At 67.9% G+C, this 23,248-nt stretch carries 26 protein-coding genes; 7 read left to right on the forward strand and 19 right to left on the reverse strand.

The window, feature by feature from the left end; genetic code table 11:
- On the reverse strand, nucleotides 1-654 hold a 654-nt coding region (locus ACGLHR_RS40955), incomplete at its 3' end, for an AsmA family protein (RefSeq protein ID WP_400101426.1).
- A 188-nt stretch (nucleotides 655-842) separates the two neighbouring features.
- On the opposite strand from ACGLHR_RS40955, the gene tcdA reads away from it, so the two are divergent.
- The gene (gene tcdA / locus ACGLHR_RS40960; RefSeq protein WP_400101428.1) at nucleotides 843-1,754 is read left to right on the forward strand and encodes a tRNA cyclic N6-threonylcarbamoyladenosine(37) synthase TcdA; all 912 of its coding nucleotides are present in this window, start codon (nucleotides 843-845) and stop codon (nucleotides 1,752-1,754) included.
- A 22-nt stretch (nucleotides 1,755-1,776) separates the two neighbouring features.
- On the opposite strand, the gene ACGLHR_RS40965 is transcribed toward tcdA, so the two are convergent.
- The gene (locus ACGLHR_RS40965; protein WP_267603969.1) at nucleotides 1,777-2,355 is read right to left on the reverse strand and encodes an ATP-binding protein; all 579 of its coding nucleotides are present in this window, start codon (nucleotides 2,353-2,355) and stop codon (nucleotides 1,777-1,779) included.
- Nucleotides 2,356-2,513: 158 nt separating this feature from the next.
- On the opposite strand from ACGLHR_RS40965, the gene ACGLHR_RS40970 reads away from it, so the two are divergent.
- Complete coding sequence (locus tag ACGLHR_RS40970) at nucleotides 2,514-2,954, forward strand: bacteriohemerythrin (RefSeq protein ID WP_400101430.1); 441 nt, start codon at nucleotides 2,514-2,516, stop codon at nucleotides 2,952-2,954.
- On the opposite strand, the gene ACGLHR_RS40975 is transcribed toward ACGLHR_RS40970, so the two are convergent.
- Nucleotides 2,951-3,340 (reverse strand): cupin domain-containing protein, encoded by a 390-nt coding sequence (locus ACGLHR_RS40975; RefSeq protein ID WP_400101432.1) that lies wholly within the window; start codon nucleotides 3,338-3,340, stop codon nucleotides 2,951-2,953. The genes ACGLHR_RS40970 and ACGLHR_RS40975 overlap by 4 nt on opposite strands.
- 66 nt (nucleotides 3,341-3,406) lie before the next feature.
- Entirely contained in the window at nucleotides 3,407-4,252 is an 846-nt protein-coding gene (gene trxA, locus ACGLHR_RS40980) for a thioredoxin (RefSeq protein WP_318236845.1), read from the reverse strand.
- 274 nt (nucleotides 4,253-4,526) lie between these two features.
- Here trxA and ACGLHR_RS40985 point away from each other — a divergent pair, with 274 nt between their 5' ends.
- The gene (locus ACGLHR_RS40985; RefSeq protein WP_400101434.1) at nucleotides 4,527-6,245 is read left to right on the forward strand and encodes a long-chain fatty acid--CoA ligase; all 1,719 of its coding nucleotides are present in this window, start codon (nucleotides 4,527-4,529) and stop codon (nucleotides 6,243-6,245) included.
- 69 nt (nucleotides 6,246-6,314) lie between these two features.
- Here the strand turns inward: ACGLHR_RS40985 and ACGLHR_RS40990 are convergent, their stop codons facing one another.
- Together ACGLHR_RS40990 and ACGLHR_RS40995 are read right to left on the reverse strand one after the other, a co-directional pair.
- On the reverse strand, nucleotides 6,315-7,118 hold the full coding sequence (locus ACGLHR_RS40990; protein ID WP_400101436.1) for an ankyrin repeat domain-containing protein: 804 nt from the start codon (nucleotides 7,116-7,118) through the stop codon (nucleotides 6,315-6,317).
- Between the two features lie 16 nt (nucleotides 7,119-7,134).
- Nucleotides 7,135-7,839: a gamma-glutamylcyclotransferase gene (locus tag ACGLHR_RS40995; RefSeq protein WP_400101438.1), complete on the reverse strand. Its 705-nt coding sequence runs from the start codon at nucleotides 7,837-7,839 to the stop codon at nucleotides 7,135-7,137.
- 125 nt (nucleotides 7,840-7,964) lie between these two features.
- Here ACGLHR_RS40995 and ACGLHR_RS41000 point away from each other — a divergent pair, with 125 nt between their 5' ends.
- Entirely contained in the window at nucleotides 7,965-8,855 is an 891-nt protein-coding gene (locus ACGLHR_RS41000; RefSeq protein WP_400101440.1) for a DUF1223 domain-containing protein, read from the forward strand.
- A 99-nt stretch (nucleotides 8,856-8,954) separates the two neighbouring features.
- Complete coding sequence (locus tag ACGLHR_RS41005; RefSeq protein ID WP_043348426.1) at nucleotides 8,955-9,275, forward strand: hypothetical protein; 321 nt, start codon at nucleotides 8,955-8,957, stop codon at nucleotides 9,273-9,275.
- A gap of 124 nt (nucleotides 9,276-9,399) precedes the next feature.
- On the opposite strand, the gene ACGLHR_RS41010 is transcribed toward ACGLHR_RS41005, so the two are convergent.
- The 8 genes from ACGLHR_RS41010 to ACGLHR_RS41045 form a co-directional block, all read right to left on the reverse strand.
- Nucleotides 9,400-9,747: an FKBP-type peptidyl-prolyl cis-trans isomerase gene (locus tag ACGLHR_RS41010; protein WP_006162999.1), complete on the reverse strand. Its 348-nt coding sequence runs from the start codon at nucleotides 9,745-9,747 to the stop codon at nucleotides 9,400-9,402.
- Between the two features lie 96 nt (nucleotides 9,748-9,843).
- Nucleotides 9,844-10,392 (reverse strand): YaeQ family protein, encoded by a 549-nt coding sequence (locus ACGLHR_RS41015; protein ID WP_267603962.1) that lies wholly within the window; start codon nucleotides 10,390-10,392, stop codon nucleotides 9,844-9,846.
- Between the two features lie 84 nt (nucleotides 10,393-10,476).
- Nucleotides 10,477-11,181 (reverse strand): alpha/beta hydrolase, encoded by a 705-nt coding sequence (locus ACGLHR_RS41020; RefSeq protein ID WP_400101443.1) that lies wholly within the window; start codon nucleotides 11,179-11,181, stop codon nucleotides 10,477-10,479.
- A gap of 18 nt (nucleotides 11,182-11,199) precedes the next feature.
- The gene (locus ACGLHR_RS41025) at nucleotides 11,200-11,511 is read right to left on the reverse strand and encodes a hypothetical protein (RefSeq protein ID WP_267603960.1); all 312 of its coding nucleotides are present in this window, start codon (nucleotides 11,509-11,511) and stop codon (nucleotides 11,200-11,202) included.
- A 144-nt stretch (nucleotides 11,512-11,655) separates the two neighbouring features.
- Complete coding sequence (locus tag ACGLHR_RS41030) at nucleotides 11,656-12,258, reverse strand: YceI family protein (protein ID WP_400101445.1); 603 nt, start codon at nucleotides 12,256-12,258, stop codon at nucleotides 11,656-11,658.
- 11 nt (nucleotides 12,259-12,269) lie between these two features.
- Nucleotides 12,270-12,653: an MAPEG family protein gene (locus ACGLHR_RS41035; protein WP_400101447.1), complete on the reverse strand. Its 384-nt coding sequence runs from the start codon at nucleotides 12,651-12,653 to the stop codon at nucleotides 12,270-12,272.
- Nucleotides 12,654-12,732: 79 nt separating this feature from the next.
- Nucleotides 12,733-12,951, reverse strand: coding sequence for an RNA-binding S4 domain-containing protein (locus ACGLHR_RS41040; protein ID WP_043348411.1), 219 nt, complete (start codon nucleotides 12,949-12,951; stop codon nucleotides 12,733-12,735).
- 4 nt (nucleotides 12,952-12,955) lie between these two features.
- Nucleotides 12,956-14,731, reverse strand: coding sequence for a glutamine--tRNA ligase/YqeY domain fusion protein (locus ACGLHR_RS41045; protein ID WP_400101449.1), 1,776 nt, complete (start codon nucleotides 14,729-14,731; stop codon nucleotides 12,956-12,958).
- Between the two features lie 214 nt (nucleotides 14,732-14,945).
- On the opposite strand from ACGLHR_RS41045, the gene ACGLHR_RS41050 reads away from it, so the two are divergent.
- A complete protein-coding gene (locus tag ACGLHR_RS41050; RefSeq protein WP_400101451.1) occupies nucleotides 14,946-16,397 on the forward strand; it encodes a CoA transferase in 1,452 nt (483 codons plus the stop codon).
- Between the two features lie 28 nt (nucleotides 16,398-16,425).
- On the opposite strand, the gene ACGLHR_RS41055 is transcribed toward ACGLHR_RS41050, so the two are convergent.
- The 5 genes from ACGLHR_RS41055 to ACGLHR_RS41075 all read right to left on the reverse strand — a co-directional run bounded on the left by ACGLHR_RS41055 (nucleotide 16,426) and on the right by ACGLHR_RS41075 (nucleotide 22,022).
- A complete protein-coding gene (locus ACGLHR_RS41055) occupies nucleotides 16,426-17,043 on the reverse strand; it encodes an FMN-binding negative transcriptional regulator (RefSeq protein WP_400101453.1) in 618 nt (205 codons plus the stop codon).
- 4 nt (nucleotides 17,044-17,047) lie between these two features.
- Nucleotides 17,048-17,668 carry a pyridoxamine 5'-phosphate oxidase family protein gene (locus tag ACGLHR_RS41060; RefSeq protein ID WP_400101455.1) on the reverse strand — a complete coding sequence of 207 codons (621 nt, stop codon included), beginning with the start codon at nucleotides 17,666-17,668 and terminating at the stop codon, nucleotides 17,048-17,050.
- A gap of 108 nt (nucleotides 17,669-17,776) precedes the next feature.
- The gene (locus tag ACGLHR_RS41065; RefSeq protein WP_400101456.1) at nucleotides 17,777-18,637 is read right to left on the reverse strand and encodes a PhzF family phenazine biosynthesis protein; all 861 of its coding nucleotides are present in this window, start codon (nucleotides 18,635-18,637) and stop codon (nucleotides 17,777-17,779) included.
- 620 nt (nucleotides 18,638-19,257) lie between these two features.
- The gene (ggt, locus tag ACGLHR_RS41070) at nucleotides 19,258-20,883 is read right to left on the reverse strand and encodes a gamma-glutamyltransferase (protein ID WP_400101458.1); all 1,626 of its coding nucleotides are present in this window, start codon (nucleotides 20,881-20,883) and stop codon (nucleotides 19,258-19,260) included.
- Between the two features lie 161 nt (nucleotides 20,884-21,044).
- Nucleotides 21,045-22,022 carry a tripartite tricarboxylate transporter substrate binding protein gene (locus ACGLHR_RS41075; protein WP_150984157.1) on the reverse strand — a complete coding sequence of 326 codons (978 nt, stop codon included), beginning with the start codon at nucleotides 22,020-22,022 and terminating at the stop codon, nucleotides 21,045-21,047.
- 231 nt (nucleotides 22,023-22,253) lie between these two features.
- Between ACGLHR_RS41075 and ACGLHR_RS41080 the strand changes: the two genes are divergently transcribed.
- On the forward strand, nucleotides 22,254-23,147 hold the full coding sequence (locus tag ACGLHR_RS41080; protein ID WP_400101460.1) for a LysR substrate-binding domain-containing protein: 894 nt from the start codon (nucleotides 22,254-22,256) through the stop codon (nucleotides 23,145-23,147).
- The last annotated feature ends 101 nt before the right edge of the window (nucleotides 23,148-23,248 follow it).

Genomic DNA, 23,248 nt, shown 5'->3' on the forward strand with positions numbered 1-23,248 from the left:
CGCGCTGGCCGGGCCCGATGCGCCCGCGCCGGCCGCGCCGGATGCCGGCGGCGCGATCAGGGCGCCGTCGCGGGTCTTGTCATAGAGGGCGGCGTCGCCGATGGTGTCCAGGCGCGCCTGCAGCTCAATCTTCATTGCCTGGTCGTTCAGCGCCAGGTCCCCGCGCGCCAGCGCGATCTCGCCGATGTCGAGCCGCCACTGCGAGGGCGGTTTGCCCGCGGGCGTGGCGAAGGTCCAGTTGTTGCGCTGGTCGGCCAGCCGCTCCAGCCAGACCGCGGGGCTGTCGACGGTGATGGTGGGGATCGAGATCTGGTGGGCGAGCAGGGGTAGCGGGCGCAGCACGAAGATCAGCTCGCGCACGGTGGCAAAGTTGGCCTCGTGTGCCCATTCCGGGTTGCCGACGGTGATATCCCGCGCCGAAAGGCGCGGCCAGGGAACCCAGGTGTGCCAGCCGGTCTCGCCCTTGGCGCTGCGCCAGGTCAGGGTGAGGTCGCCGTTCACGGCGAAAGGCCGGCCGATGGCGTCGGTGACCCGCTGGTTCAGCCACGGCTTGAGCCGGTTCCAGTCGAAGGTCAGAATGATCACGACCAGCGCCGCGATGAGCACCAGCGGCGTCAGTACACTCCAGAGAACAGCCTTGCGGCGCAGGGGCATGGGATCGGTTTCCTGATTGGCGCCGGCAGCCGCGAGCTCTCTGCGAGACAATGCGGCGGTCGAACCACTGCTGTAGGTATTGTATAGTTGCGCGCCCCGTTTCCCTGTCGGCGCTTGGCTGACAAGGTGCGGCAACGCGCGCTTTTGCCCCGCAGTGTCCTCCAATTCAGCCAGCTTCGAGCGTAGAAATGAGCAACCTCGTCCCCGCAACTTCCACCCAGCCGGAACCGGAGCTGGCGCAACTGCCGCCGGCCCTTACCCACGAGAGCCCGGAGGATGACGACTACCACCGGCGCTTCGGTGGCGTGGCGCGCCTGTATGGCGCGGCGGGCCTGGCGCGGCTGGAGGCGGCCAGCGTTTGCGTGGTCGGCATCGGCGGGGTGGGCAGCTGGGCGGCCGAGGCGCTGGCGCGCAATGCGGTCGGCCGTGTCACGCTGATCGATCTCGACCATATCGCGGTATCCAACACCAACCGCCAGATCCACGCGCTGGGCGATGCCTATGGCCGCGCCAAGGTGCAGGCCATGGCGGAGCGCATGGTGCAGATCAACCCGCGCTGCCGGGTGACGGAGGTGGACGATTTCGTGACCCCGGAGAACCTGGTCGAACTGCTCGACGGGCACGACTACATCATCGATGCGATCGACTCGGTCAAGGTCAAGATCGCCATGCTGGGCTGGGCGCGCCGCCTAGGCCGGCGCATCATCACCTGCGGCGGCGCCGGCGGCCAGCTTGACCCGACCCGCATCCGCGTGGTCGATTTTTCCCGCACCGTGCAGGATCCGCTGCTGGCCAAGGTGCGCTCCACCCTGCGCAAGGACTGGGGCTGGCCGCGCAACCCCAAGCGCAAGTTCGGCATCGACGCGGTCTTCTCCGACGAGCCGCTGCGCTATCCGGAGCCCGAGCAGCAGTCCTGCGAGATCGACGAGGCCCCGGAAGCCGCGCCAGGCGCGTCGACCGAGCCGCCGGCCGGCCCGCAGGGGCTGGCCTGTGCCGGCTTTGGCTCGTCGGTGGCGGTCACCGCGGTGTTCGGGATGGTGGCGGCGTCAAGCGTGCTGGCCGCGCTCACGGCGCCGGACGCCGTCCCCACACCGGAATGAGCGCCCGGGCACATCGCTATCGCTACGCCGCGAGCGTGGCGAGCAGGGCGTCCACAGCGGCGTCGTTCGGCGCTGTATTGTCAAAGTAGGTCAGTTCGGGGTGCTGCGCCGGCTCGGGCATGAAGCGCCGGGTGCGGTAGTCGTCCCAGTGCGCCAGCTTGTAGGCATCGTTGGGATTGGCGCGCTTGACGATGCGCGCGCGGGCCTCGTCTTCCGGCAGGTGCACCCACAGGGTGCGCACGATGGTGCCGGCGGACACGCGCAGCCATTCGGGATCGTGCAGCAGGTGGTCGCGCACCTCGCGCGATAGCGGGCCCACCACGATCACGCTGATGCCCAGGGCGAGGTTTTCCCGCGCGGTGTCCAGCAGGCCATGGTATTCGGCATTGCGCAGGTGCTTGAGGTAGGTCGGGCTGTCGCGGTCGTTCGGGTCGCCGGTCAGCGCGCCCATTGCCGCGGCGCTGTAGCCGCCATAGAGCGTGTCCTTGTCGAGCAGGCAGAACGGCTCGCCGGTGGCCTGCATCAGCGGGCCGATCAGGCGGTGGGCCAGGGTGGTCTTGCCGGTGCCGGCATGGCCGCAGAAGAAGAGCAGTCGGGGCATGTGGGAAGCCAGGGATCAGCCTGGTGCAATGAAAGAGCCAGCCTTGAGCATACCCTGCGAGCGCCGGCAGCCCTGGCGGCGCTCCGCTTTGTTCTGGATCAGGCCGCGCCGCCGCGGATTCGGTATCCTTGCGGTTTGCCTGATTTTGTCCCCCCGATATGACCGATTCCTCTTCTCCGAGCACCGCCACACTGGCCCCCGACCTGCTGTTGGGCGAGCCGGTCACCGATGCGACTCACGCCGAGTTCGTACAGTTGCTGGACGCCGCCACGCGCGCCGACGACGCTGGCTTCCTGGCGGCCCTGGACGAATGGATCGACCATACCCGCCATCATTTCGGCCAGGAGCAAGCGTGGATGGAGGCGATGGCCTTCGGTCCGCAGCATTGCCATCGCGGCGAGCACGAGCAGGTGCTGGCGGTGGCCGGCGCGGTGCGCGACAAGGTGGCCGAGGGCGACCTGGCGCTGGGCCGGCGGCTCTTGTCGGAGCTGCCCGGCTGGTTCGACCAGCACGTGAAGTCGATGGACGCGATGATGGTCAACCACATGCGCGAAAACGGCTTCAGCCTGATCGAGGCGCCGGCGGAGCAGGCGGCCTAGATGGCGTCGGCGGCAGCCCGGTCCAGCACGACAAAGTGCTTGCGCACCGGCTCGATCACCTCGAACAGGCCGGTGAAGCCGGCCGGGATCACGCAGGCGTCGCCGGGGCCGAACTCACGGGCGTTGCCCGCGTCGTCGCTGATACGCAGGCGGCCGCTGATGACATGGAAGAACTCCTCCTTGCCGGCCGGAAACGCAATGCGCCACGCACCGGGCTCGCAGGCCCAGATGCCGCAATCGAAGTCGCCCTGGCTGGCGCTGTAGTGCGTCCAGGTGGTGCGGTCCGGGTTGCCGTCGACCAGCCGGTCGGGGCGCGGACGATCGTGGCTAGGCAGCGGTTCGTGGTCGGTCTGGAAGTCGATCAGGCGGGGCGGGGAGGCAGTCACGGCGGAACGGAGAGTTGGCTTGGCGGATAAAACGGCGGGCCTGGCCCGCCGCATGCATCCGCCAGTTTAATTGAGCGCCGAGGCCAGCAGCCGGCGATAGCGCGACACCACGTCGGGCTGATCGCTCATCAGCTTGAATACCGACAGCATGGCCGTGCGGCCAATATCATCCTCGAAGGTGCGGTCCGTGCGTGCGATGGCCAGCAGTTGCTCCAGCGCCGGCTCATATTGCCGGTGCGCGATCAGCGCGCGCGCCAGGTCCAGCCGCGCCTGCAGGTCGCCGGGCGCTTCGGCGATGCGGGCCGCCAGGGTGGCCGCGTCCGGCAGGTCCGACGCACCGCGCATGGCTTCGATCCGGGTGCACAGCGCTGCGTAGCCGTCCTCCTCGGCCGCATTCGGGGACAGCATGCCGAACTCCGACTGGGCCTGGTCCAGTGCGTCTTCGTCCAGCAGGAAGCCGATGTATTCGAGGCGAGCCGCGTCAAAGCCGGGGTCGAACGCCAGCGCCGCCTGGAACGCCGACCTGGCCGCCTCGCGGTCGCCCGCGGCGGCGGCGTCGCGGGCAGCGCGCAGTGCCACCTTGCCCGGGTCGGGCATCACGCGGGCAATAAACTCGCGCAGCCCGGATTCCGGCAGCACGCCGGTGAACTGGTCCACCGCCTGGCCGTCGGCAAACGCCACCACGTGGGGAATGCTGCGCACGCCGAAATGCGAGGCCAGCTCCTGGTTCTCATCCACGTTCACCTTGGTCAGCCGCCATTTGCCGGCCGCCTCGCCCTCAAGCTTTTCCAGCATCGGCCCCAAGGTGCGGCAAGGGCCGCACCACGGCGCCCAGAAATCCACCAGCACCGGGATATGGCGCGACGTCTCGATCACGTCGGCGTCAAAATTCTGCAGGGTTACGTCGCTCATGGCTTGGCCTCGGAGTGTGGGACGCCCGCGCGAAAGGCTCCGCCCGGGCAATGACGTCATGCGCCTTATATAGGGGCTGTCCCGCCGAATGCAACCTTGGCAATGCGGCATCGAAGCCGGCGCAGGCAAGAGCACAGGCACAGGCAAGGGTAAGGATGGATTGAAAAAAGAACGGTCGTTCGGTTATATTGCTTGGCGGATTGCCAGCTTCACCAGATTCATTCCTCGCCTCGCATTCCAAGATTAGGTCGGATAGACCGCATAGGAGACCTTTATGCAGACCCCCCAGCCCGCGCGCCCGCATTTCCAGTTCTGGCCCAAGCGCATGCCTACCGAGATCGTGTTGCCGGAGACCTCGCTCTGGTACAACCTGGTGGTCTCCGCCCATCGCTACGCCGACAAGGCGGCCATCCGCTATTTCGGCAACGCCATCACCTTCCGGGCGCTGGAAGCCCAGGCCAGCGCCATGGCGGGCTGGCTGCAGCAAAAGGCCGGCGTGAAGAAGGGCGACCGGGTGCTGCTGTATATGCAGAACTGCCCGCAATTCATCATTGCGTACTACGCGATCCTGCGCGCGGACGCCGTGGTCGTGCCGGTCAACCCGATGAACCGGACCGAGGAATTCAAGCACTACATCACTGACGCGCAGGCCAGCGTGGCGATCTGCAGCGCGGATCTGGCCATGGGCGCCGAGCAAGCCAACAACGAGCTGCCGCCCGAGCAGCGCCTGCAGCACCTATTGGTCACGCAATACAGCGACGCGCTGCCGGCCAGCTACGAGAACCCCGAAGACGCCCCCGGTGCCTGGCTGACCGCGCAGCATCCGCTGCCGGCCGGCGCCACCCCGTGGGCCGAGGCGCTGGCCGCGCAACTGGTGCCTGGCCCGCATACCGCGGGCCCGGACGATATGGCGGTGATGCCCTACACCTCGGGCACCACCGGCTTTCCCAAGGGCTGCATCCACACCCACCGTTCCGTCATGCACAACGTGATCGGTGGCGGCACCTGGAGCGGCAGCGGCGCGGAATCGACGATCCTGGCGGTGCTGCCGCTGTTCCACGTGACCGGCATGCAGTACGGCATGAACGGCCCGATCTACAGCGGCGCCACCGTGGTGATGCTGCCGCGCTGGGACCGGGAAGTCGCGGGCCGGCTGATCTCGCGCTTCCAGGTCACGCACTGGACCAACATCCCGACCATGGTGATCGACTTCCTGGGCAGCCCGAACCTGGACCAGTTCGACCTGTCGAGCCTGCGCTATATCGGCGGCGGCGGCGCGGCCATGCCGCAGGCGGTGGCGGAGCGTCTGAAGCAGCAGTTCGGCCTCAACTACATCGAAGGCTATGGCTTGTCCGAAACCATGGCGCCGACCCACAGCAATCCGGGCGACCGGCCCAAGCTGCAGTGCCTGGGCGTGCCCACCTTCAATACCGACGCACGCGTGATCGACCCGGTCACGCTCAAGGAAGTGGCGGTCAACGAGATCGGCGAGATCATCGTGTGCGGCCCGCAGGTGTTCAAGGGCTACTGGGGCAAGCCGGATGCCACGCGCGATGCCTTCATCGAGTTCGATGGCAAGACCTTCTTTCGCACCGGCGACCTGGGCCGCATGGACGAAGAGGGCTACTACTTCATCACCGACCGGCTCAAGCGCATGATCAATGCGTCGGGGTTCAAGGTGTGGCCCGCCGAGGTGGAGAACCTGCTGTACAAGCATCCCGACGTGCAGGAAGCGTGCATCATCGGCACGCGCGATGCGTATCGCGGCGAAACCGTCAAGGCGGTGGTGGTGCTCAAGACGCATGCCAAGGGCAAGACCACGCCCGAGCAAATCATCGAGTGGGCCAAGGAAAACATGGCGGCCTACAAGTACCCGCGCGTGGTGGAGTTTGTCGACGCGCTGCCCAAGTCGGGCACGGGCAAGGTGATGTGGCGCGCGCTGCAGGAAAGCGAGAACGCGCGCAGCGCGGAGTCGAAGCCGGCGGCGGCATGACCGGCCTGAGCGGCGTGGCCGGGTAGCGTCGCAACAGCGGGCACTGACGCGGGCACATCCGTGCCCGCGTCAGTGCCCGCGCACGCGCACCAGCATCTTCACCATGGTCTTGTAGCTGCGCTCGCGCGCGTGCCGGGTCGGGGTGGTGCCATCCCGGTCGGCGAGGTTGGCGTCCGCGCCCGCGTCCAGCAGCAACTGCACCGTGTCTTCATACCGCGCGCTGCCATCGCCCATGACGATGGTCTCCAGCAAAGCGGTCCAGCCCTGGCGGTTGATATGGTCGACCGCCACGCCGGCTTTCAACAAGACCTTTACCACTTCGGTATTGCCATGCTCGCACGCGGCGATCAGGGCGGTGTTGTCGTAGCTGTCCGTGCTGTTGATGTCGGCGCCATGCGCCAGCGCCAGCTGCACCAGCTCAAGCTGCCCGGTGGACGCGGCCAGCAGGAATGGGCTGTTGGATTCCATGTCCTTGCGGTTGACATCGGCGCCTGCCGCCACAAGCGCCTTGGCGACCTCGGCGTGGCGGCTGTAGACCGCCACCAGCAAGGCGCTGCGGCCACGTTCGTCGGCGGCCTGGGCGGAAGCGCCGGAAGCCAGCAAGCGCTTGACCAGCTCGAGGTCTCCCAGCGTTGCCGCGGCAAGCAGATTGCGGTCGAGTCCGCCAACGCTATCGTGCGCAGGCGCGGCGGAGCCGGCGGCGCCTTGCCCGTGCGAGCGCGGCGAAGACTGGGCCGGGCCGCTGCCGGCAGGGCGCGCGGCCAGCGTCGATCCACCGGGGCCGGCCAGCAACGCGCCGCCCATCAGCAATCCGGTCAGCCCCAGCACTTCGGCAAGCACCAGTCGGCGGGGGCGGGCAGCAGGGCGTGGCATGCTGGTCGTTCCTGGGTCAGGCGGTTTCGCTGACAGCCTGTGCGGCCGTGGCATCCGTATCCTGCAGCCGGCGCCAGAGCCGTCCCAGGTAGGGATCGTCGACCCCGTTGGTGGCCAGCCCGAGCAGCGTTTGCTGCAGGTATTCGCGGGCCGGGCCATACAGGCCGCAGGCGTGGCGCAGGCAGGCGACCACGCGGTCGTCCGGCAGGCGCCCGGCATAGGCCTCGTGCTGACGGTTCATCACGAAGGCCAGCGCGCGCTGCGGCGGGATGCCGGCCATCTTCACGTTCAGCCAGCGCGGATGGTAGGCGCCGGTCAGCATCTCGCGGCGCCACAGCAGGCGGAATTCCTGCTCAATCATGTGATGGGGGATGCGGAAGACGACGCCGTGGCACGAACCGCCGCGGTCCAGCGCGAGCACCAGGCCCGGGTCGTCCCAGGTGCCGCGGTTGATGCGCGAGTACAGGTAGAAGCCGCGGTGGTAGCCATGCACGCTAGCCAGCTGGCGATCCGTGTGAATCACCATCGGGTTCCAGATCAGCGAGCCATAGCCGAACAGCAGGACATCGCCGGCCAGCCCGGGCGTATCCGGCCGCTGGTCCAGCGTAGCGCGCAGGGAACGTTCGAAAGCTTCTTCGGGAAGTAGCGAGGAAGCCACAGGCGTGCTGCAAAGAGAAGCACGCAGCCGATCTGTTTCGAGATCTTGTCGGGTGATGGCCATGATGCAAGCATAATCCAAAGCTGCGCGGCAGGCGGCATGGAAACCACATGGCGCGCAGAAATGTCTGTAAGGTCCGGCAGGTTGTGTGCGACTGACAACGGTCAGGCAGCCTTCGGAGGTCCAGCATGCACACCCATCTCGAACAATCGGCGCAGGCCGCTGCCAACATGTACCGGGATGCCGGGCCGCGCAATCCCTCCCGGCAATCCTGCAAGCCCGGGTCCTGGCCGCTGCGCTGGGCGCCGGTGCTGATACTCGCCGCGCTGGCCGGCCCGGTGCGCGCGGCGGCCGGCGCCGTGCCGGCCGCGTGCCTGCACGATAGCCCGCCCCAGCGGCTCGCGCTGATCGAGCTCTACACCTCGGAGGGCTGCAACAGCTGCCCGCCGGCCGATCGCTGGCTTGGCACGCAGGCCGCTCGGCTGCCGGCATCACAGGCTCTGGCGCTGGCGCTGCACGTCGACTACTGGGACAGCCTGGGCTGGCGCGACCGCTTTGCCAGCCCGGTGTTTACCGCGCGCCAGCGCATGCTGGCGAGCGCCGTCGGCAGTCATACGGTATATACGCCCGAGGTGTTTGTCGGCGCGCGCGAGCAGCGCCGCTGGCAAGACGCAGGCGAGGTCGCGGCGCGCGTCGCCGAGATCAATGCGCAAGCGCCCGGCGCATCGCTCCGGCTAGGCTGGCAGGCGCTCCGGGCCGCACAGGTGCAGGTCGCGCTGAATGTGACGCCCGCAGCCCGCTCCGGGCCATTGCAGGCCTATGCCGCGCTGGTCGAGGACGGGCTGGTGTCGGCGGTGAAGGCTGGCGAGAACCAGGGTGCTACCTTGCATCACGAGCGGGTGGTGCGGCTATGGCTGGGCCCCTTCGCCGTGCCGCCCGAGGGGCTGGCCTGGTCGGGCAGCGTGCCGTTGCCGGCCGGGGCCGACCCGAGCAAGCTGGCCTGGGTAGCCTTCGCGCAGCAGCCCGGCGCCGAGGTGGCGCAGGCCGTGCTGGCGCCGCGCTGCGAGTTACCGGGGTGACGCTGGGGCTAACGTCGCGGACTGACACTATCTGCGGGGCAAGGTGGCGGTATCGCCTGCTATGTCTTTACAATGGCGCATCAACCAGGAGAACAGGCTATGGCGCGCACGCTCACGGTAGTTTTCGGTACCGGCAAGGAATTTGGCTTCACCATTGGCGACGCAGAGTTGGCGGCGGTCACCGAGGATGCTGGCTGGCGCTGGTTCGACCGCGAATACGCCGAGCTCGATTGCCAGGCCTCCAGTCCGGTAGGCAAGGTGCTGGTGATCGACAAGATCCTCAGCGTGGCCAAGTTCTCCGGCGAGCAGCGCTTTAGCGGCGATGCCGCGTGGGCCCAGGACTACGCCCGCCATGCCGCCCGCCTGCTGGACCGCGACAAGGTGCGGGTCGACGTGGGCAACGCCGCGATCAGCTTCTGATCGCGGCCTGGCCGCAGCGCAATGCAAAGAGGGGCGCCCGTGGGCGCCCCTCTTTGTTGCCCCATCCGCGCAAGGTGCGGGACGGGATGTCGCTGGCCGCCGCTGGCGGGCGGCAGCCAGGCGATCAGACTGCCAGCAGTTCCACTTCGAACAGCAGCGTGGCGTTCGGCGGAATCACGCCGCCCGCGCCGCGCGCGCCGTAGCCCAGCTCGGCCGGGATCACCAGGCGGCGGGTGCCGCCAACCTTCATGCCTTGCACGCCTTCATCCCAGCCGCGGATGACGTGGCCGGCGCCCAGCGGGAACACGAAGGGGTCGTTGCGGTCCTTGCTCGAGTCGAACTTGCGACCGGCTTGTTCGTTCTCGTAGAGCCAGCCGGTGTAATGCACCGTGACATGCTTGCCTGCCGTGGCTTCGGCGCCTTCGCCGGTGACGGTGTCTTCAAATTGCAGGCCGGAGGGAGTGGTATTCATGGATGGCTTCCTTGTGCTGTATCAGCGAGGGTCACGGGTTCGGTGAGGCTGGCGGCAAGCCGGCCGCACCGGGCGGATTGGTGAAACGGGAACGGCTCAGCCCGCTGGCTGTTGCAGGACTTCGAGCGTGATGCGGACGTTGTGGTCGTCGTCGCTGACCCAGATCTCGCTATCCTGGATCGTGACCGACAGCCGCATGGCGCGCTGCGCCAGGGCGGCAAGTGCTTCCACCGCCTCGGCCGGCACATTGTAAATGGTCACGTTGCGCAGCTTGCCCGCCTTGCCGGCCATGCCCTTCCACCATTCACGCGCGCTTGCACCATTGTAGGTGAACACGGTGACGCGATCGGCACGGGCCGCGGCGCGCTTCAGGCGCGATTCGTCCGGCTGGCCCAGCTCGATCCAGTGCGCGATGTCGCCGGTCAGGGTCTTTTCCCACAGGTCCGGCTCGTCGGGCTCGTCCAGGCCGCGGGTGAAGGCCAGGGTTTCGCTGGCTTCGCAGGCAAAGGCCAGCAGCCGCACCATCATGCGCGCGTCGTTCTCCGACGGGTGCTTGGCAATGGTCAGGGCGTGGCTGCCGTAATAGGGCCGATCCATGTCGGATACGGACAGTTCGGCCTTGAAGATGGTGGATTTAAGAGCCATGAAGGAAGCGGGCGCGGCAAAGGCTGCGAGAAGCGAAAGGCCGCATCATACGTGAATCGGGCGCGGCGATCTCGCGCTGGCCTCTCAGGGGGCCACGGCGCGCAGTGTGATCGCGCTCAGCCTGTCGGCAAAGCCGGGCTGGTTTTGCCAGGCCTCGCCCAGCAAGTGGCCGGCATCCGGCAGGTCGACTATCTCCACGCGTTCGGCCAGGGTTGCGCGCCGGGCAAGCGTATCGGCAATGCCCGGCGGGATGACTGCGTCGTTGGCGCCGCGTACCAGCGTCAGGCGGCCGCGGAACTGGGCAATGAGATCGAAGGCGAGCGAGGCGCGCCAGCTGCCGGGGGTGCGCAGCACGGCCGTAAAGGCCGGACCGAAGGGGAGCTCGAACGCGGCCGGGTCATAGGCGGCACCCACCAGCGTCAGCAGCCGTCCGATGTGGTTGCCCGGATCGGCGGCCAGCCGCACGGCGATTTCCCCGCTCATGCTGATGCCGATCACGGCTCTGGGGGCGGTGCCATCCAGGTGGGCTAGCGCCGCCTTGGCCTCGCGCAGGCGCTTGGCCAGCGAGTTGGGCGTGCGCGCCGAGCTCTCGCCGTGGCCGGAAAAATCGATGGCGACACTGCCCACGCCGTGCGCGGCGAGCGCCTGGCGCAATGCCAGCCAGCGCGCACTGTGGCTGGTGCCGGCGCCGTGCAGCAGCAGGCAGCTCGCGCCGTTGCCGGGGTCGATGCGGTCGGCGGCCAGCGTTTCGGCGCCGGCCTCGATGTCAAAGCGCAGGGGCGTGCTCATGGATGGCCTGGCGGCGGCTCAGCGGGATTTTCGGTAATCGCTCAGGTAGTAGCGCAGCAGGGCCGACGCCAGCGTCAGGCAAAGAAAAGCGATGGCAATCACCATGGCGTGGCCGGCGGGACTGTCGATCTGCCCCGACAGGGCCAGGCTGGCCAGCCAGCTGCCCACCGGCAGGATCATCAGCGGCACCAGCAGCGCGCGGCGGCCATAGGTGCGCAAAGCCCACGCCGGAAAATTGCGCAGGAAGGCCATCGGGATGCTGCAGATCAGGCAAGCGCCCGCGGCGGCCAGCGAGGCGGCCACCACATCCCCAACTTGAATCGTGATCATTATTTTCGGGTTCCCCATTCAGGCGGAGGCCGGAAACGGGCCGGCCGGAAAATGCAAACCGCTGATTCTACAGAAGAATTCGAATTTTCAGGTGTCGCCGGGCCGACATGGGTGGCGATGCCGGACGCGTTCGTGGCGTAGCTGTCACTCCAGCGCCGGCAGCGCCGGCGTGGCCTCCACCGACATGGTCAAAACCACGGTATCGCCCACTTCCGGCAGGAAGCGCGTCATGCCAAAGGCGCTGCGCGACAGCACGGCGCGGAAGTCTCCGCCGCACACATGGCGCTTGATGCCGAACAGGGAGATCTCGCCGCAGCTGAAGCGCTCGGCTTCCAGCCGCAGCGGCTGCGTGACGCCGTGCAGGGTCAGCTCGCCTTCCACGGCCACCAGCCGGTCGCCGTCCCGCACGAAGCGATTCGCGCGCAGCCGGACCACGGGGAAACTCTGGGCATCGAGGAACTGGGCCGAGCGCAGGATGCCGTCCAGCGTGCGGTTGCCGGAATCGACCGAGTCGGCATCGACCGTGAAGTCGATCGCGCCGCTGCCGCTGGCTTCGTCATAGCTGATGCGGCCATCGATCTTGCCAAAGCGCCCGCGTACCGAGGTCCGCTCGAAGTGGCTGGCGGCGAAGTACACCGTGGTGTGCGTCGGGTCCACCGTGAAGTTGACGGGCTCCGCCCGCGCCGTGCCGGACAGGCCCGGCGCCAGCAGGCAGAGCGCGCAAATGACAGCCGTCGAAAGCCGCATGATGCGTGGCCTCAGTGCACGAACACCGGCAACAGGAAGATACCGATCACCGACAGGAAACCGATGGTCCAGCACAGCGTGCGCAAGGTGGCGCGATCGGCCAGGTAGCACACGGTGTACAGGACGCGCGCGGCGATGAAGACCAGCGCCAGCTCGTCGATGCGGGCGCCCGGCGCTTGCAGGTGCGTGGCGCACAGCACGGCCGCGGCGAAGAAGGGGAAGGCCTCGAAGTGATTGCGGTGGGCCATGTCGGCGCGCCGCGCCCGTCCGGCCTGCTTTTCCAGCCAGCCGCGCGGGTCGTGATTGTCGTAGGCGCTTCCGCTCGCCTTGGCAATGCCCACCGTCGCAACGGGCAGGATCCCTGTCAGCAGCACACACCAGAATGCGATCGGCATTGTTATTTCCTTTGCTTGGAGGAAAACGCCCGGCGACCGGACTGGCCGGCCGCCGGGCGTGCTTGCGAACGGGTCGGCCTCAGGCCGCCACCACGCGGATTTTCACGCCGGCCACGCTGACGACCTGGCCAGCGCGGATCTTGGCGGTCTTGCGCGATTCCACCGCGCCGTCGACCGAGACTTCGCCGGCCGCCACCAGCGCCTTGCCGGCGCCGCCGCTGTCGCACACGCCCGCCACCTTGAGCAGGTCGTTCAGGGCGATATGCTCGCCCTCCAGCGGGAAGGTTACGGTTTGCATGGGCTTACTTCCCCCAGCTGTCGCGCAGCCCGACGATGCGGTTGAACACCGGCTTGCCGGGCTTCGAATCCACGCGGTCGGCCACGAAATAACCCTGGCGCTCGAACTGGAAGCGATCCTCCGGAGCGGCTTGCGCCAGGCCGGGTTCCAGGTAGGCGGTGACGATCTTCTTGGAGTCCGGGTTCAGGGCGTCGAGGAAGTTCTTGCCGCCGGCGTCCGGGTTCGGGTCGTTGAAGAGGCGGTCGTACAGCCGCACTTCGGCTTCATACGCATGCGCCGCGCTGACCCAATGGATATTGCCCTTGACCTTGACGCTGTCCGCGCCAGGCGTGCCGCTCCTGGTCTCGGGCAGGTAGTTGGCATGTACGGCGATGACCTTGCCGTCGGCGTCGCGGTCCACACCCGTGCACTCGATCACGTAGCCGTGGCGCAGGCGTACCTTGCTGCCCGGGGTGCCGTCCTTGGGCGCGAACAGGCGGAAGTAGCCCTTGGGCGGCGCTTCGCTGAAGTCGTCGCGCTCGATCCACAGCTCGCGCGTCAGCGGGAAGACGCGCATGCCCAGCTCCGGCTTTTTCGGATGCACGGGCGCGGTGCAGTCTTCGCTCTGGCCTTCGGGGTAGTTGTCGAGGATCAGCTTGAGCGGATCCAGCACGGCCGCGCCGCGCGCGGCGCGCGCATCGAGGTCGTCGCGCACGGCGCCTTCCAGCGTGCTCATGTCGATCCAGCTATCGGACTTGGCCACGCCGATGCGGTCGCAGAACAACTGGATCGATTCCGGCGTAAAGCCGCGGCGGCGCACGCCCACGATGGTGGGCATGCGCGGATCGTCCCAACCATCCACGCGGTTTTCGTTCACCAGTTGGAGCAGGCGGCGCTTGCTGGTGATGGCGTAGGTCAGGTTCAGGCGGGCGAATTCATACTGGTGCGGCAGCGGCTCGCTGAACACGCCGCATTCGCGCAGCTGGGCCAGCACCCAGTCGTACAGCGGGCGGTTGTTCTCGAACTCCAGCGTGCACAGCGAATGCGTGATGTTTTCCAGCGCGTCCGAGATGCAGTGGGTGAAGTCGTACATCGGGTAGATGCACCACTTGTCGCCCGTGCGGTGGTGATGCGCGTGGCGGATCCGGTAGATCACTGGGTCGCGCATCACGATGTTCGGCGCGTTCATGTCGATCTTGGCGCGCAGGACGTGCTCGCCGTCGGCGTACTTGTCGTCGCGCATGTCGCGGAACAGCTGCAGGTTTTCCTCGACGCTGCGGTCGCGGAACGGCGAGGGCGTGCCCGCGCGGGAGAAGTCGCCGCGGTTGGCGGCGATCTGCTCGGCGCTCTGGCTGTCCACGTAGGCAACGCCGCGCTCGATCAGCTTTTCGGCGAAGGCGTAGAGCTGGTCGAAGTAGTCGCTGGCGTAATACAGGTGGGGCTGCTTGCTGCCGTCCTTGGCCGTGCTGTCCCAGCTAAAGCCGAGCCAGTGCACCGCGTCGATGATGGAGTCGACGTATTCGGTGTCTTCCTTGACCGGGTTGGTGTCATCGAAGCGCAGGTGGCAGCGGCCACCGAAATCGCGCGCCATGCCGAAGTTCACGCAGATGCTCTTGGCATGGCCGATATGCAGGTAGCCGTTGGGCTCCGGCGGGAAGCGGGTGATGACGGGGGGCAACGGCTCGCCCTGGGCATCCTGGCGCCCGGCGTAGGTGCCGGCGGTGAGGTCCTGGTCGATGATGCTGCGCAGGAAATTGGATGCGGCGGGCGTGCTGTCGTTGGCTTTGGGGTCGTTGCTCATGGTGGCGCCGGTGGGCGGTTAAGTCAGGAGGCGGGGCGGCGGCCGGAATTTGGCGCGCAGCCTGCCGCGCTGCTCGATTGCATGGCGGAATGCCGGATCGGGTGATTTTACCGTGCCGGGGACCAGAGTCGTGCAAACTGCGCGCGCGGGGGCAAAAACAGCTGGCGCGGCCTAGGATGGAGAGAGCGCACCCGCCCTGTGGAGCCTTGCCGCCATGCCGACGCCAACCCCGACCTCCAGCCTTTCCGATCCCGCCCGCCCAACCCCGTTCGAGGCCGTAGCCGGGCTCTGGCAGGCCGCCGGGCTGCCGGCCGCCGCCCTGGACCGGCTGCAGCTCAGCGGCACCGATCCGGCGCTGCCGTCGTCGTTTGCGGTGGGCATGGCCGCCCAGGCCAGCCTGGGCGCGTCGGCGCTGGCGGCCGCCATGCTGTGGCAGCAGCGCAGCCGGCGCTGGCAGGATGTGGCTGTCGACATGCGCCACGCCGTGGCCGAGTTCCGCAGCGAGCGCTACCTGCGCGTGGGCGGCGAGCCGGCGCCGGAGTTCCGCGACAAGCTCTCCGGGCTGTATCGCTGCGGCGACGGCCGCTGGGTGCGCGTGCATGCCAATTTTCCGCATCACCGGGACGGCGTGCTGCGCATCCTGGGCTGCGCGCACGATCTCGCCGCGGTGCGCTCGGCCTTGCAGAAATGGGACGCCGAGGCGTTCGAGGCCACCGCTTCCGAGGCCGGCCTGGTCGTGGCCGCCCTGCGCAGCTTCGACGAATGGGACCGCCATCCCCAGGGGCAGGCGTTGCAAGCGTTGCCGCCGCTCACCATCGAGCGCATCGGGCAAGCGCCGCCGCAGCCGCTTGCGGCGCTCCCCGTAGCCGGTGCGCGCCCCCTTTCCGGCGTGCGCGTGCTCGACTTCACCCGCGTCATCGCCGGGCCGGTAGCAGCGCGCGCGCTGGCCGTGCATGGCGCCGATGTGCTGCAGGTGAGCGCCGCCCACCTCCCCAGCATCGCCCCGCTGGTGATCGACACCGGGCGCGGCAAGCGCGCCTGCCAGCTCGACCTGCGCGACCCCGACGACAAGCGCGCCCTGCACAAGCTGCTGCATGGCGCCGACGTGCTGGTGCAGGGCTATCGCCCGCAGGGGCTGGCGGAGCTGGGCGTGGGGCCCGAGGCGGTGGCCCGCGCGCGCCCGGGCATCGTCTATGTAACGTTAAGCGCCTACGGCCATGTGGGGCCGTGGGCGGCCAAGCGCGGCTTCGATTCGCTGGTGCAGACCGCAAGCGGCTTCAACCACGCGGAAGCGCTCGCGGCTGGCAGCGAGGAGCCGCTGCCGCTGCCGGCGCAAGTGCTGGATCATGCCGCCGGCTACCTGCTGGCGCTTGGCGCCATGGCTGGCCTGCATCGCCGCGCGGCCGAGGGCGGCAGCTGGCATGTGCGGGTGTCGCTGGCGCAGGTTGGCCAGTGGCTGCGCGGCCTGGGCCGGGTGGAAGGCGGATTGCAGGCGCCGGACCAGCGCTTCGAGGATGTGCAAGATCTGCTGGTGACGTTGCCGTCTGGTTTTGGCGAGTTGCGCGCGGTGTCGCATGCGGGGCGCCTGTCCGAGACGCCCGCGCACTGGGCGCTGCCATCCGTGCCGCTGGGCACGCACGCGCCGGAGTGGCTGCCGCGCGCCTGAGCGGCGCGGGCTGGGTTTGAAGCCGGCTTCAGGCGCCCGTCATGCGCGCCATCCACTGCGCCATGTCGCGCTCGATCGGGCTGCCTTCCTGCTGGGCCGCGAGAATGCGGGCGCGGTCGCCCGCCGGGCGGTTCTGGCTGAGCTTGAACTTGGCTTCGATGCGCGTCGGCACGATGCGCAGGCCCACGATCGCCCCCAGCATCTTCTGCTGGAAATCCTCCGGCAGCTCACGCCATTGCGCGGCATAGGCCGGCTCGTTCTGCGCGATCAGCCGCTTGAGCAGCGCATCCTTGGCGTCGGCGTCATGGAGAGTGGCGATCTCGGCGTACACGTGCACGGCGACGTAGTTCCAGGTCGGTACCGACAGCTTTTGCTCGTACAGCGCGGGCGACACATAGCCGTGCGGCCCCTGGAACACCAGCAGGGCGCTTGGCGCCTGCTCCAGCCAGCGCCAGTGCGGGTTGGCGCGCGCCATATGGCCTTCGATCTGCCAGGCGTCGCCGCTGCGCTGGGCTACCACCGGCAGGTGGGTGGCGAACGGCAGGCCATCGGCGCCGTTGCCGATCAGCGTGGCAAAGGGGTAGCGGCGCATGACCTCGTCGATGGCGTCGCTTTCGGTGCTGGCAAAGTGGGATGGCGTGTACATGGGATCAATACAGGGTTTGCTGCATCCGCGCGGGCTGCGACGCGTCGTAGGCGACACCGTCGAAGGGGGCCTGGCTCACGGCGGTGAGGATGGTGCCGTTGCTCGGCAGGCTGCTGCGCGCCACCTGCGTCTGCGGGTCCCATAGCTTGGAGCGCACCAGCGCGCGGGCGCATTGGAAGAACACCGACTGGATCGAGATCACCAGCACCGTGGCCGGCGCCTTGCCATCCACGATGCAGCGTGCGATCAGCGCCGGGTCCACCGAGACCTGGGCGGTGCCGGCCACGCGGATGGTCTCGTTCACGCCGGGGATCAGGAACAGCAAGCCCACGCGCGGGTCGGCAATGATGTTGCGCAGGCTGTCCAGGCGGTTGTTGCCCCGGCGATCCGGCAGCAGCAGGGTGCGCTCATCCAGCACCTGCACAAAGCCCGGCGCATCGCCGCGCGGCGAGCACTCGGCGTACTCGCCGCTCACCGTGGATAGCAGGCAGAGCGGCGCGGCTTCGACGAAGGCACGGTAGTGCGGGTGCAGATGGTCGACTTCCTTGGCGAGCGAGGCTTCGCCGGCTTCGGCGTAGTGGGCCTCCAGTTCGGCCAGCTTGGTCAGGGTATGCGGCGTGGTCATGGCGGTTGGCGCGTGTGGGGCGCGCGTTAGAGCGTTGGGAGGACCGGGCAGACGCTCACTGTAACGCAGTAGCGCGCGCTTTGTCGCGCCGGCCCGATCGGCTCCGCGTTACAGGTTGATGGTGCCCCGTCCCAGCTCGATCACGCGCCCGCCCACGCGGATCGCCCGATCCGCGGTGACCTCCAGACGCAGCGTGCACGGCCGGCCAACCGCCTCGCCTTGCGAGATCTGGTACGCGGCGGGCAGCGCGTGGCCGTTGGCAATCAGCCAGCCGCCCAGGTTGGCGCAGGCCGAGCCGGTGCCCGGATCCTCGGCCACGCCGCCGCCTTGCTTGGTGAAGAAATAGCGCGACACCACCTGGCCCGGCCGGGTCGGGTCGAAGGCGAAGACGTAGGCCGTCTTGCGGCCCAGGCTGCTTTGCGGCCAGGCGTCCAGGCGCGCGCCATCGGGCTGCGCGCGGCGCACGGCGTCTACGCTGTTGAGCGCCACCAGCAACTGGTCGGCGCCGGTGTCGACCCAGATCGGCGCAGCCAGCAGGTCGCTCTCGGCAAGCCCGAGCAGCGATGCCATCTGCGCGTCGGGCAGGCCGGCTGGCGCGGTCTTGGGCTCGCCGGCATGCGGCGCGGTGAACGTCCACACATCGCCCTGCGCGGTCACCGGCACCACGCCCGCCTTGAACTCCAGCGTGAGCGCGTCGCCGGTAGCGGCCAGTTCGCGTACCACATGCGCGGTGCCCAGCGTCGGATGGCCGGCGAAGCGCATCTCGTAGCCCGTCGTGAAAATCCGGACGTGCGCGCTGGCCTGTTCGGACGGCAGGATGAAGGTGGTCTCGGACAGGTTGAACTGCAGCGCCAGGGCCTGCATGGTTGCCGTGTCCAGCCCGCGCGCATCCTCGAACACGCACAGGGGATTGCCGCCGAAGGTGGATTCGGCGAAGACGTTAAGCAGGCGGTAAGCGTAGGTGGTCATGGCAGTTGTAGGGGAGGCAAAGACATCAGTGTAAGTCTCCTCGCTGCGTACACCATGCACACTCGCCGGGATGGCGGGCAGGCCAGTTGCTGACAGTTTGGGTCGGGTTGCTCCGTGGCGTTGGCCTGCTTGACGTCAGAAGGTCAGAAGGTCAAAAGCTCAACGGCTTGAAGTCAAAGGCAGTTTCACCTCCCCTGCGGGGAGGCGACCTACTTTCTTGTCTCGCCAAGAAAGTAGGCAAAGAAGGCGACCCGGATGCGGCGAGGCGCCGCATAACGGGAGATGCAAACCTTCACGGCTCGCTTCGCATCGCGCACGGGTGATTTCCGCCTGGGGGCGCAAATCACGGCTACCACAATTGGTTGATCTTGCCGCCGGTTTGCTCCCCTCTCCCACTCGTGGGTAGGGGCCGGGGGAGAGGGCGGGCGTTCGTTATGCCGGCATGCCGGACAAAACCATTGGCTTCGCTTCCAGCGGCTCCTGGTCAAATCGCCCCTCTCCCAGCCGTCGTCATTCCAGACGGCTTTGGCGCATCCTGCCGGCCTCGTCCAATGCCCCTGGTCTCTCAAAAAAAAAGCGCCCACGTTGCGGCGGGCACTCCCAGTCCTACCTACGGGTATTCAAAACCCTACTGCCTGCCCGTCGCGTCGGCTGTCGCTGGCGGCCACATAGCCATGCTCGGCGTCATCCGACAGGCGCCAGATAAACTGCCCCGAGCCGAAATCCATGTACGGGTCGTCGACCGACTTGAGCTGGTGGCCGCGTGCCTTCAGGCCAGCGACCACGGCGGGATCCATGGTGGACTCCACATCCAGCGTGAAGTCGCGGTTGACCTTCCAGCGCGGCGCGCAGCAGGCGGCTTGCGGCTGCTGGTTGTAGTCCACCATGCGCACCACGGTCTGCAGATGGCCCTGCGGCTGCATGTCGCCGCCCATCACGCCGAAGCTCATCACCGGCTGGCCGTCCTTGGTCAGGAAGGCCGGGATGATGGTGTGGAAGGGGCGCTTGCCGCCGGCCACCACGTTGGGGGATTTCGGGTCCATCGAGAAGCCCACGCCGCGGTTCTGCAGGCTGATGCCGGTGCCCGGCACGACCACGCCGGAGCCGAAGCCCATGTAGTTCGACTGGATGAACGAGATCATCATGCCGTTCTCGTCGGCTGCGCTCAGGTAGATGGTGCCGCCGACCTTGGGCATGCCGAAGTCGAAATGCGTGGCGCGCTCCATGTCGATCAGCTTCGCGCGCGACTTCAGGTAGGCGTCATCCAGCATCTGCTCGGGCGTGACTTCCATGCTGCCCGGGTCGGCCACGTAGCGATAGAGGTCGGCAAAGGCCAGCTTCATCGCCTCGATCTGCAGGTGCTGCGACTCGACCGAATCCACCGGCAGCGAGGCCATGTCGAACTGGTCGAGGATGCCCAGCGCCACCAGCGCGGCGATGCCCTGGCCGTTCGGCGGGATCTCGTGCACCGCATAGCCGCGATAGGCCTTGCTGATCGGCTTGACCCAATCCGGCTTGTAGTTGCGCAGGTCGTCGGCCGTCATGGCGCCGCCGCATTCCTGGCTGAAGGCAACGATCTTCTCGGCGATCTCGCCGTCGTAGTAGGCGCGGCCATTGGTGGCGCCGATCTTGCGCAGCGTGTCGGCGGCGGCCTTGAGCGTGAACTTCTCGCCCACGTTGGGCGCGCGGCCATTGGGCATGAAGGCCTCGGCGTAGCCGGGCTGGTCCTTCAGTTCCGGCACGGCCGCGGCCCACTTGTGCGCCACCACCGGCGGCACGGCGTAGCCGCGCTCGGCGATCTCGACGGCGGGTTCCATCAGTTCGGCGAAGGGCAGCTTGCCAAAGCGCTCATGCAGCGCGGCCCAGCCGGCGATCACGCCCGGCACGGTGACGGCATCCCAGCCGCGCACGGGGCGCTTGGCGATGCCATTGTCGTCCGTGCCGTACTTGTTCTTGAAGTACTCCGGGCTCCATGCAGCCGGTGCTACGCCCGAAGCGTTCAGGCCGTGCATTTCCTTGCCGTCCCACAGGATCGCGAAAGCGTCGCTGCCCAGGCCGCACGAGACCGGCTCGACGATGGTGATGGCTGCCGCCGCGGCGATGGCTGCATCGACCGCGTTGCCGCCCTTGAGCAGCATGCGCAGGCCGGCCTGCGCCGCCAGCGGGTGCGAGGTGGACACCACGTTGCGCGCGAACAGCGGGATGCGCACGGAAGGGTAGGGATTGGTCCAGTTGAAGTTCTGCATGCTTGCCTCGGTTCGATGCGCTGGCTGCGCTTGGCGGCAATCTTGCCGCCGGCTTGCCAGCGTTCGTGCTTGTTCTGGCGCCCCCGTCCCGGGCGGGAAAGCGGGAAAGAGGGAAAGCGGGAAAGGGGCGCGCGCCGGAAGCCGCTAGGGCGTCGTCGTCGTTATTCCACGGTGATCTTGCGATCCTTGATCAGCTTACCCCAGCGCGCGCTGTCCTTTTTCACCATCGCGGCGAACTGGGCCGGCGTGCCGCCAACGGGTTCCGCGCCCAGCTTGCCAAGGCGTTCCTTCACGTCGGGCGCCTGGATGGCCTTGTTGAACTCGGCGTTGAGGCGGTTCACCAGCTCGGCCGGCATCTGCTTGGGGCCATAGATGCCGAACCAGGTATCGGACTCGAAGCCCGGTAGGCCGGACTCGCTGGCGGTCGGGATCTCGGGTGCCAGCGGCGAGCGCTTCAGGCTGGTCACGGCCAGCGCCTTTAGCTTGCCGTCCTTCACGTGCGGCAGGCCCGAGACGATGCTGTCGAACAGGATCTGCACCTTGTTGGAGATCAGGTCGGGCACGGCCAGCGCGGTGCCGCGATACGGGATGTGCGTGATGAACACGCCGGCCTGCGCCTTGAAGGCTTCGGCGGTCAGGTGCACCACGGTGCCGTTGCCGCTGGATGCGTAGTTCAGCTCGCCCGGATGCTTCTTGGCGTAGTCGATCAACTCCTTGACGTTCTTCACCGGCAGGCTGTTCGGCACCACCAGCACGTTGGTGGCGATGGCCACCTGGCCGATCGGCGTGAAGTCGGTCTCGGTGTTGTACGGCAGGCGGGTGTTGATGTACGGCCCGATCGAGTGCGTGCTGGTGGTGGCGATCAACAGCGTGTAGCCGTCGGCCGGGGCCTTGGCGGCCATGTCGGAGCCGATGGCGCCGCCCGCGCCGGGCCGGTTGTCGACCACGATCTGCTGGCCCATGTTGGTGCCCACCTTCTGCGCGATGGCACGAGCCAGCAAGTCCGTGGCGCCGCTGGCCGGGAACGGCACGATCAGGCGGATCGGCTTGTTAGGGTAGGTGTCGGCGAGTGCCGGGACGGCGCTCAGCGCAAGTCCCGTGGCGAGGCTCGTGCCAAACAGGCGCAGCCAGTGTTTCATGGTGATCTCCGGATCGGGGCAAGCCAGGCAAACGCAGGCCGGGGCCGGCCCTCGGGCAACACACCCCGCCGCGGATGCTGCCAGGCGGTGCTGCTGATCAATTATTCCGTGCTCATCATCATAATGAAAGCTAATATTTCTTTCTTATGACTCAAGATTTTCTTAAGCATCGGCGTGCCGGATAAGCCCCGCCAAGCCGCACACTAAGCCGCACGCCATGACCACCTTCCCATGAGCACCATCCGTTTCCTGCGCACCTTCGTTGCCGTGGCCGACCACGGCTCCTTTGCCGCCGCCTCCGCGCGGGTGGCCCTGACGCAGGCCGCGGTCAGCTTGCAGATGCGGGCGCTCGAGATGGAGTTGCGCCGCGAGCTGTTCGACCGGGGCGGCCGGGTGGTGGCGCTCAATGCGGGCGGCCGCGAGCTGTTGCCACAGGCGCGCCGCATGCTCGCGCTCTACGACGAGATGCGCCTGCCCCCGGAAGCGCCGGACGCGATGGCAGGCGCGGTAGCCGTGGGCGCGGTGGTTTCGGTGATGGGCGGCCTGTCGCATGTGGTGGCGCGCATGAAGCGCGAATACCCGGCGCTGGACGTGCGCCTGGTCGGCGCCAAGTCGATCGAGCTGGCGGTGCAGGTGGAAGCCGGCGAGCTCGACGCGGCGATGCTGGTGGAAGGGGCGGGCCGCCTGCCCGGCACATTGGTGTGGACACCGCTCTACCAGGAGCCGCTGGTGGCGATTGCCGGGCGCGACAGCCCGGGCGCGAACGCGCGCGAGGCGCTGGCGGCTAACCCTTTCCTGCGCTTCGACCGCGGCCAGCGCACCGGCATGCTGGTGGAACGGGCGCTGCGCCGCGCGCATCTGCGCGTCAATGAGTTCCTTGAGCTGAACTCGATCGAGGCGCTCGTCGAGCTGGTGCGCCAGCAGGTGGGCGTGACCGTGGTGCCGTTGCTGGCGCGAGCGCGCTGGCTGGAGGACGAGGCCCTTCGCATCCTGCCGCTGGAAGTGGGCGGCGCGCCGGTGCTGCGCACCATCGGCATGCTGGAGCGTCGCGATCAGGCGCGCCGCCACGTCACTGCGGCCGTGCGGGACGCGTGCGCGGGCCTGTTCGATGTGCCTGGTTCTTGATGCAGCCCTTGAGGGCGAGCCTTACCGTTCTGTCAAACCTACTCAAATCTGCCTAAACAGATCCAAAGCTGACTTCCTACTTCGTTGAGGCTGGTTTCGTC

This window comes from Cupriavidus sp. CuC1 (assembly GCF_044627735.1).
Taxonomy (GTDB): Bacteria; Pseudomonadota; Gammaproteobacteria; order Burkholderiales; family Burkholderiaceae; genus Cupriavidus; species Cupriavidus ulmosensis.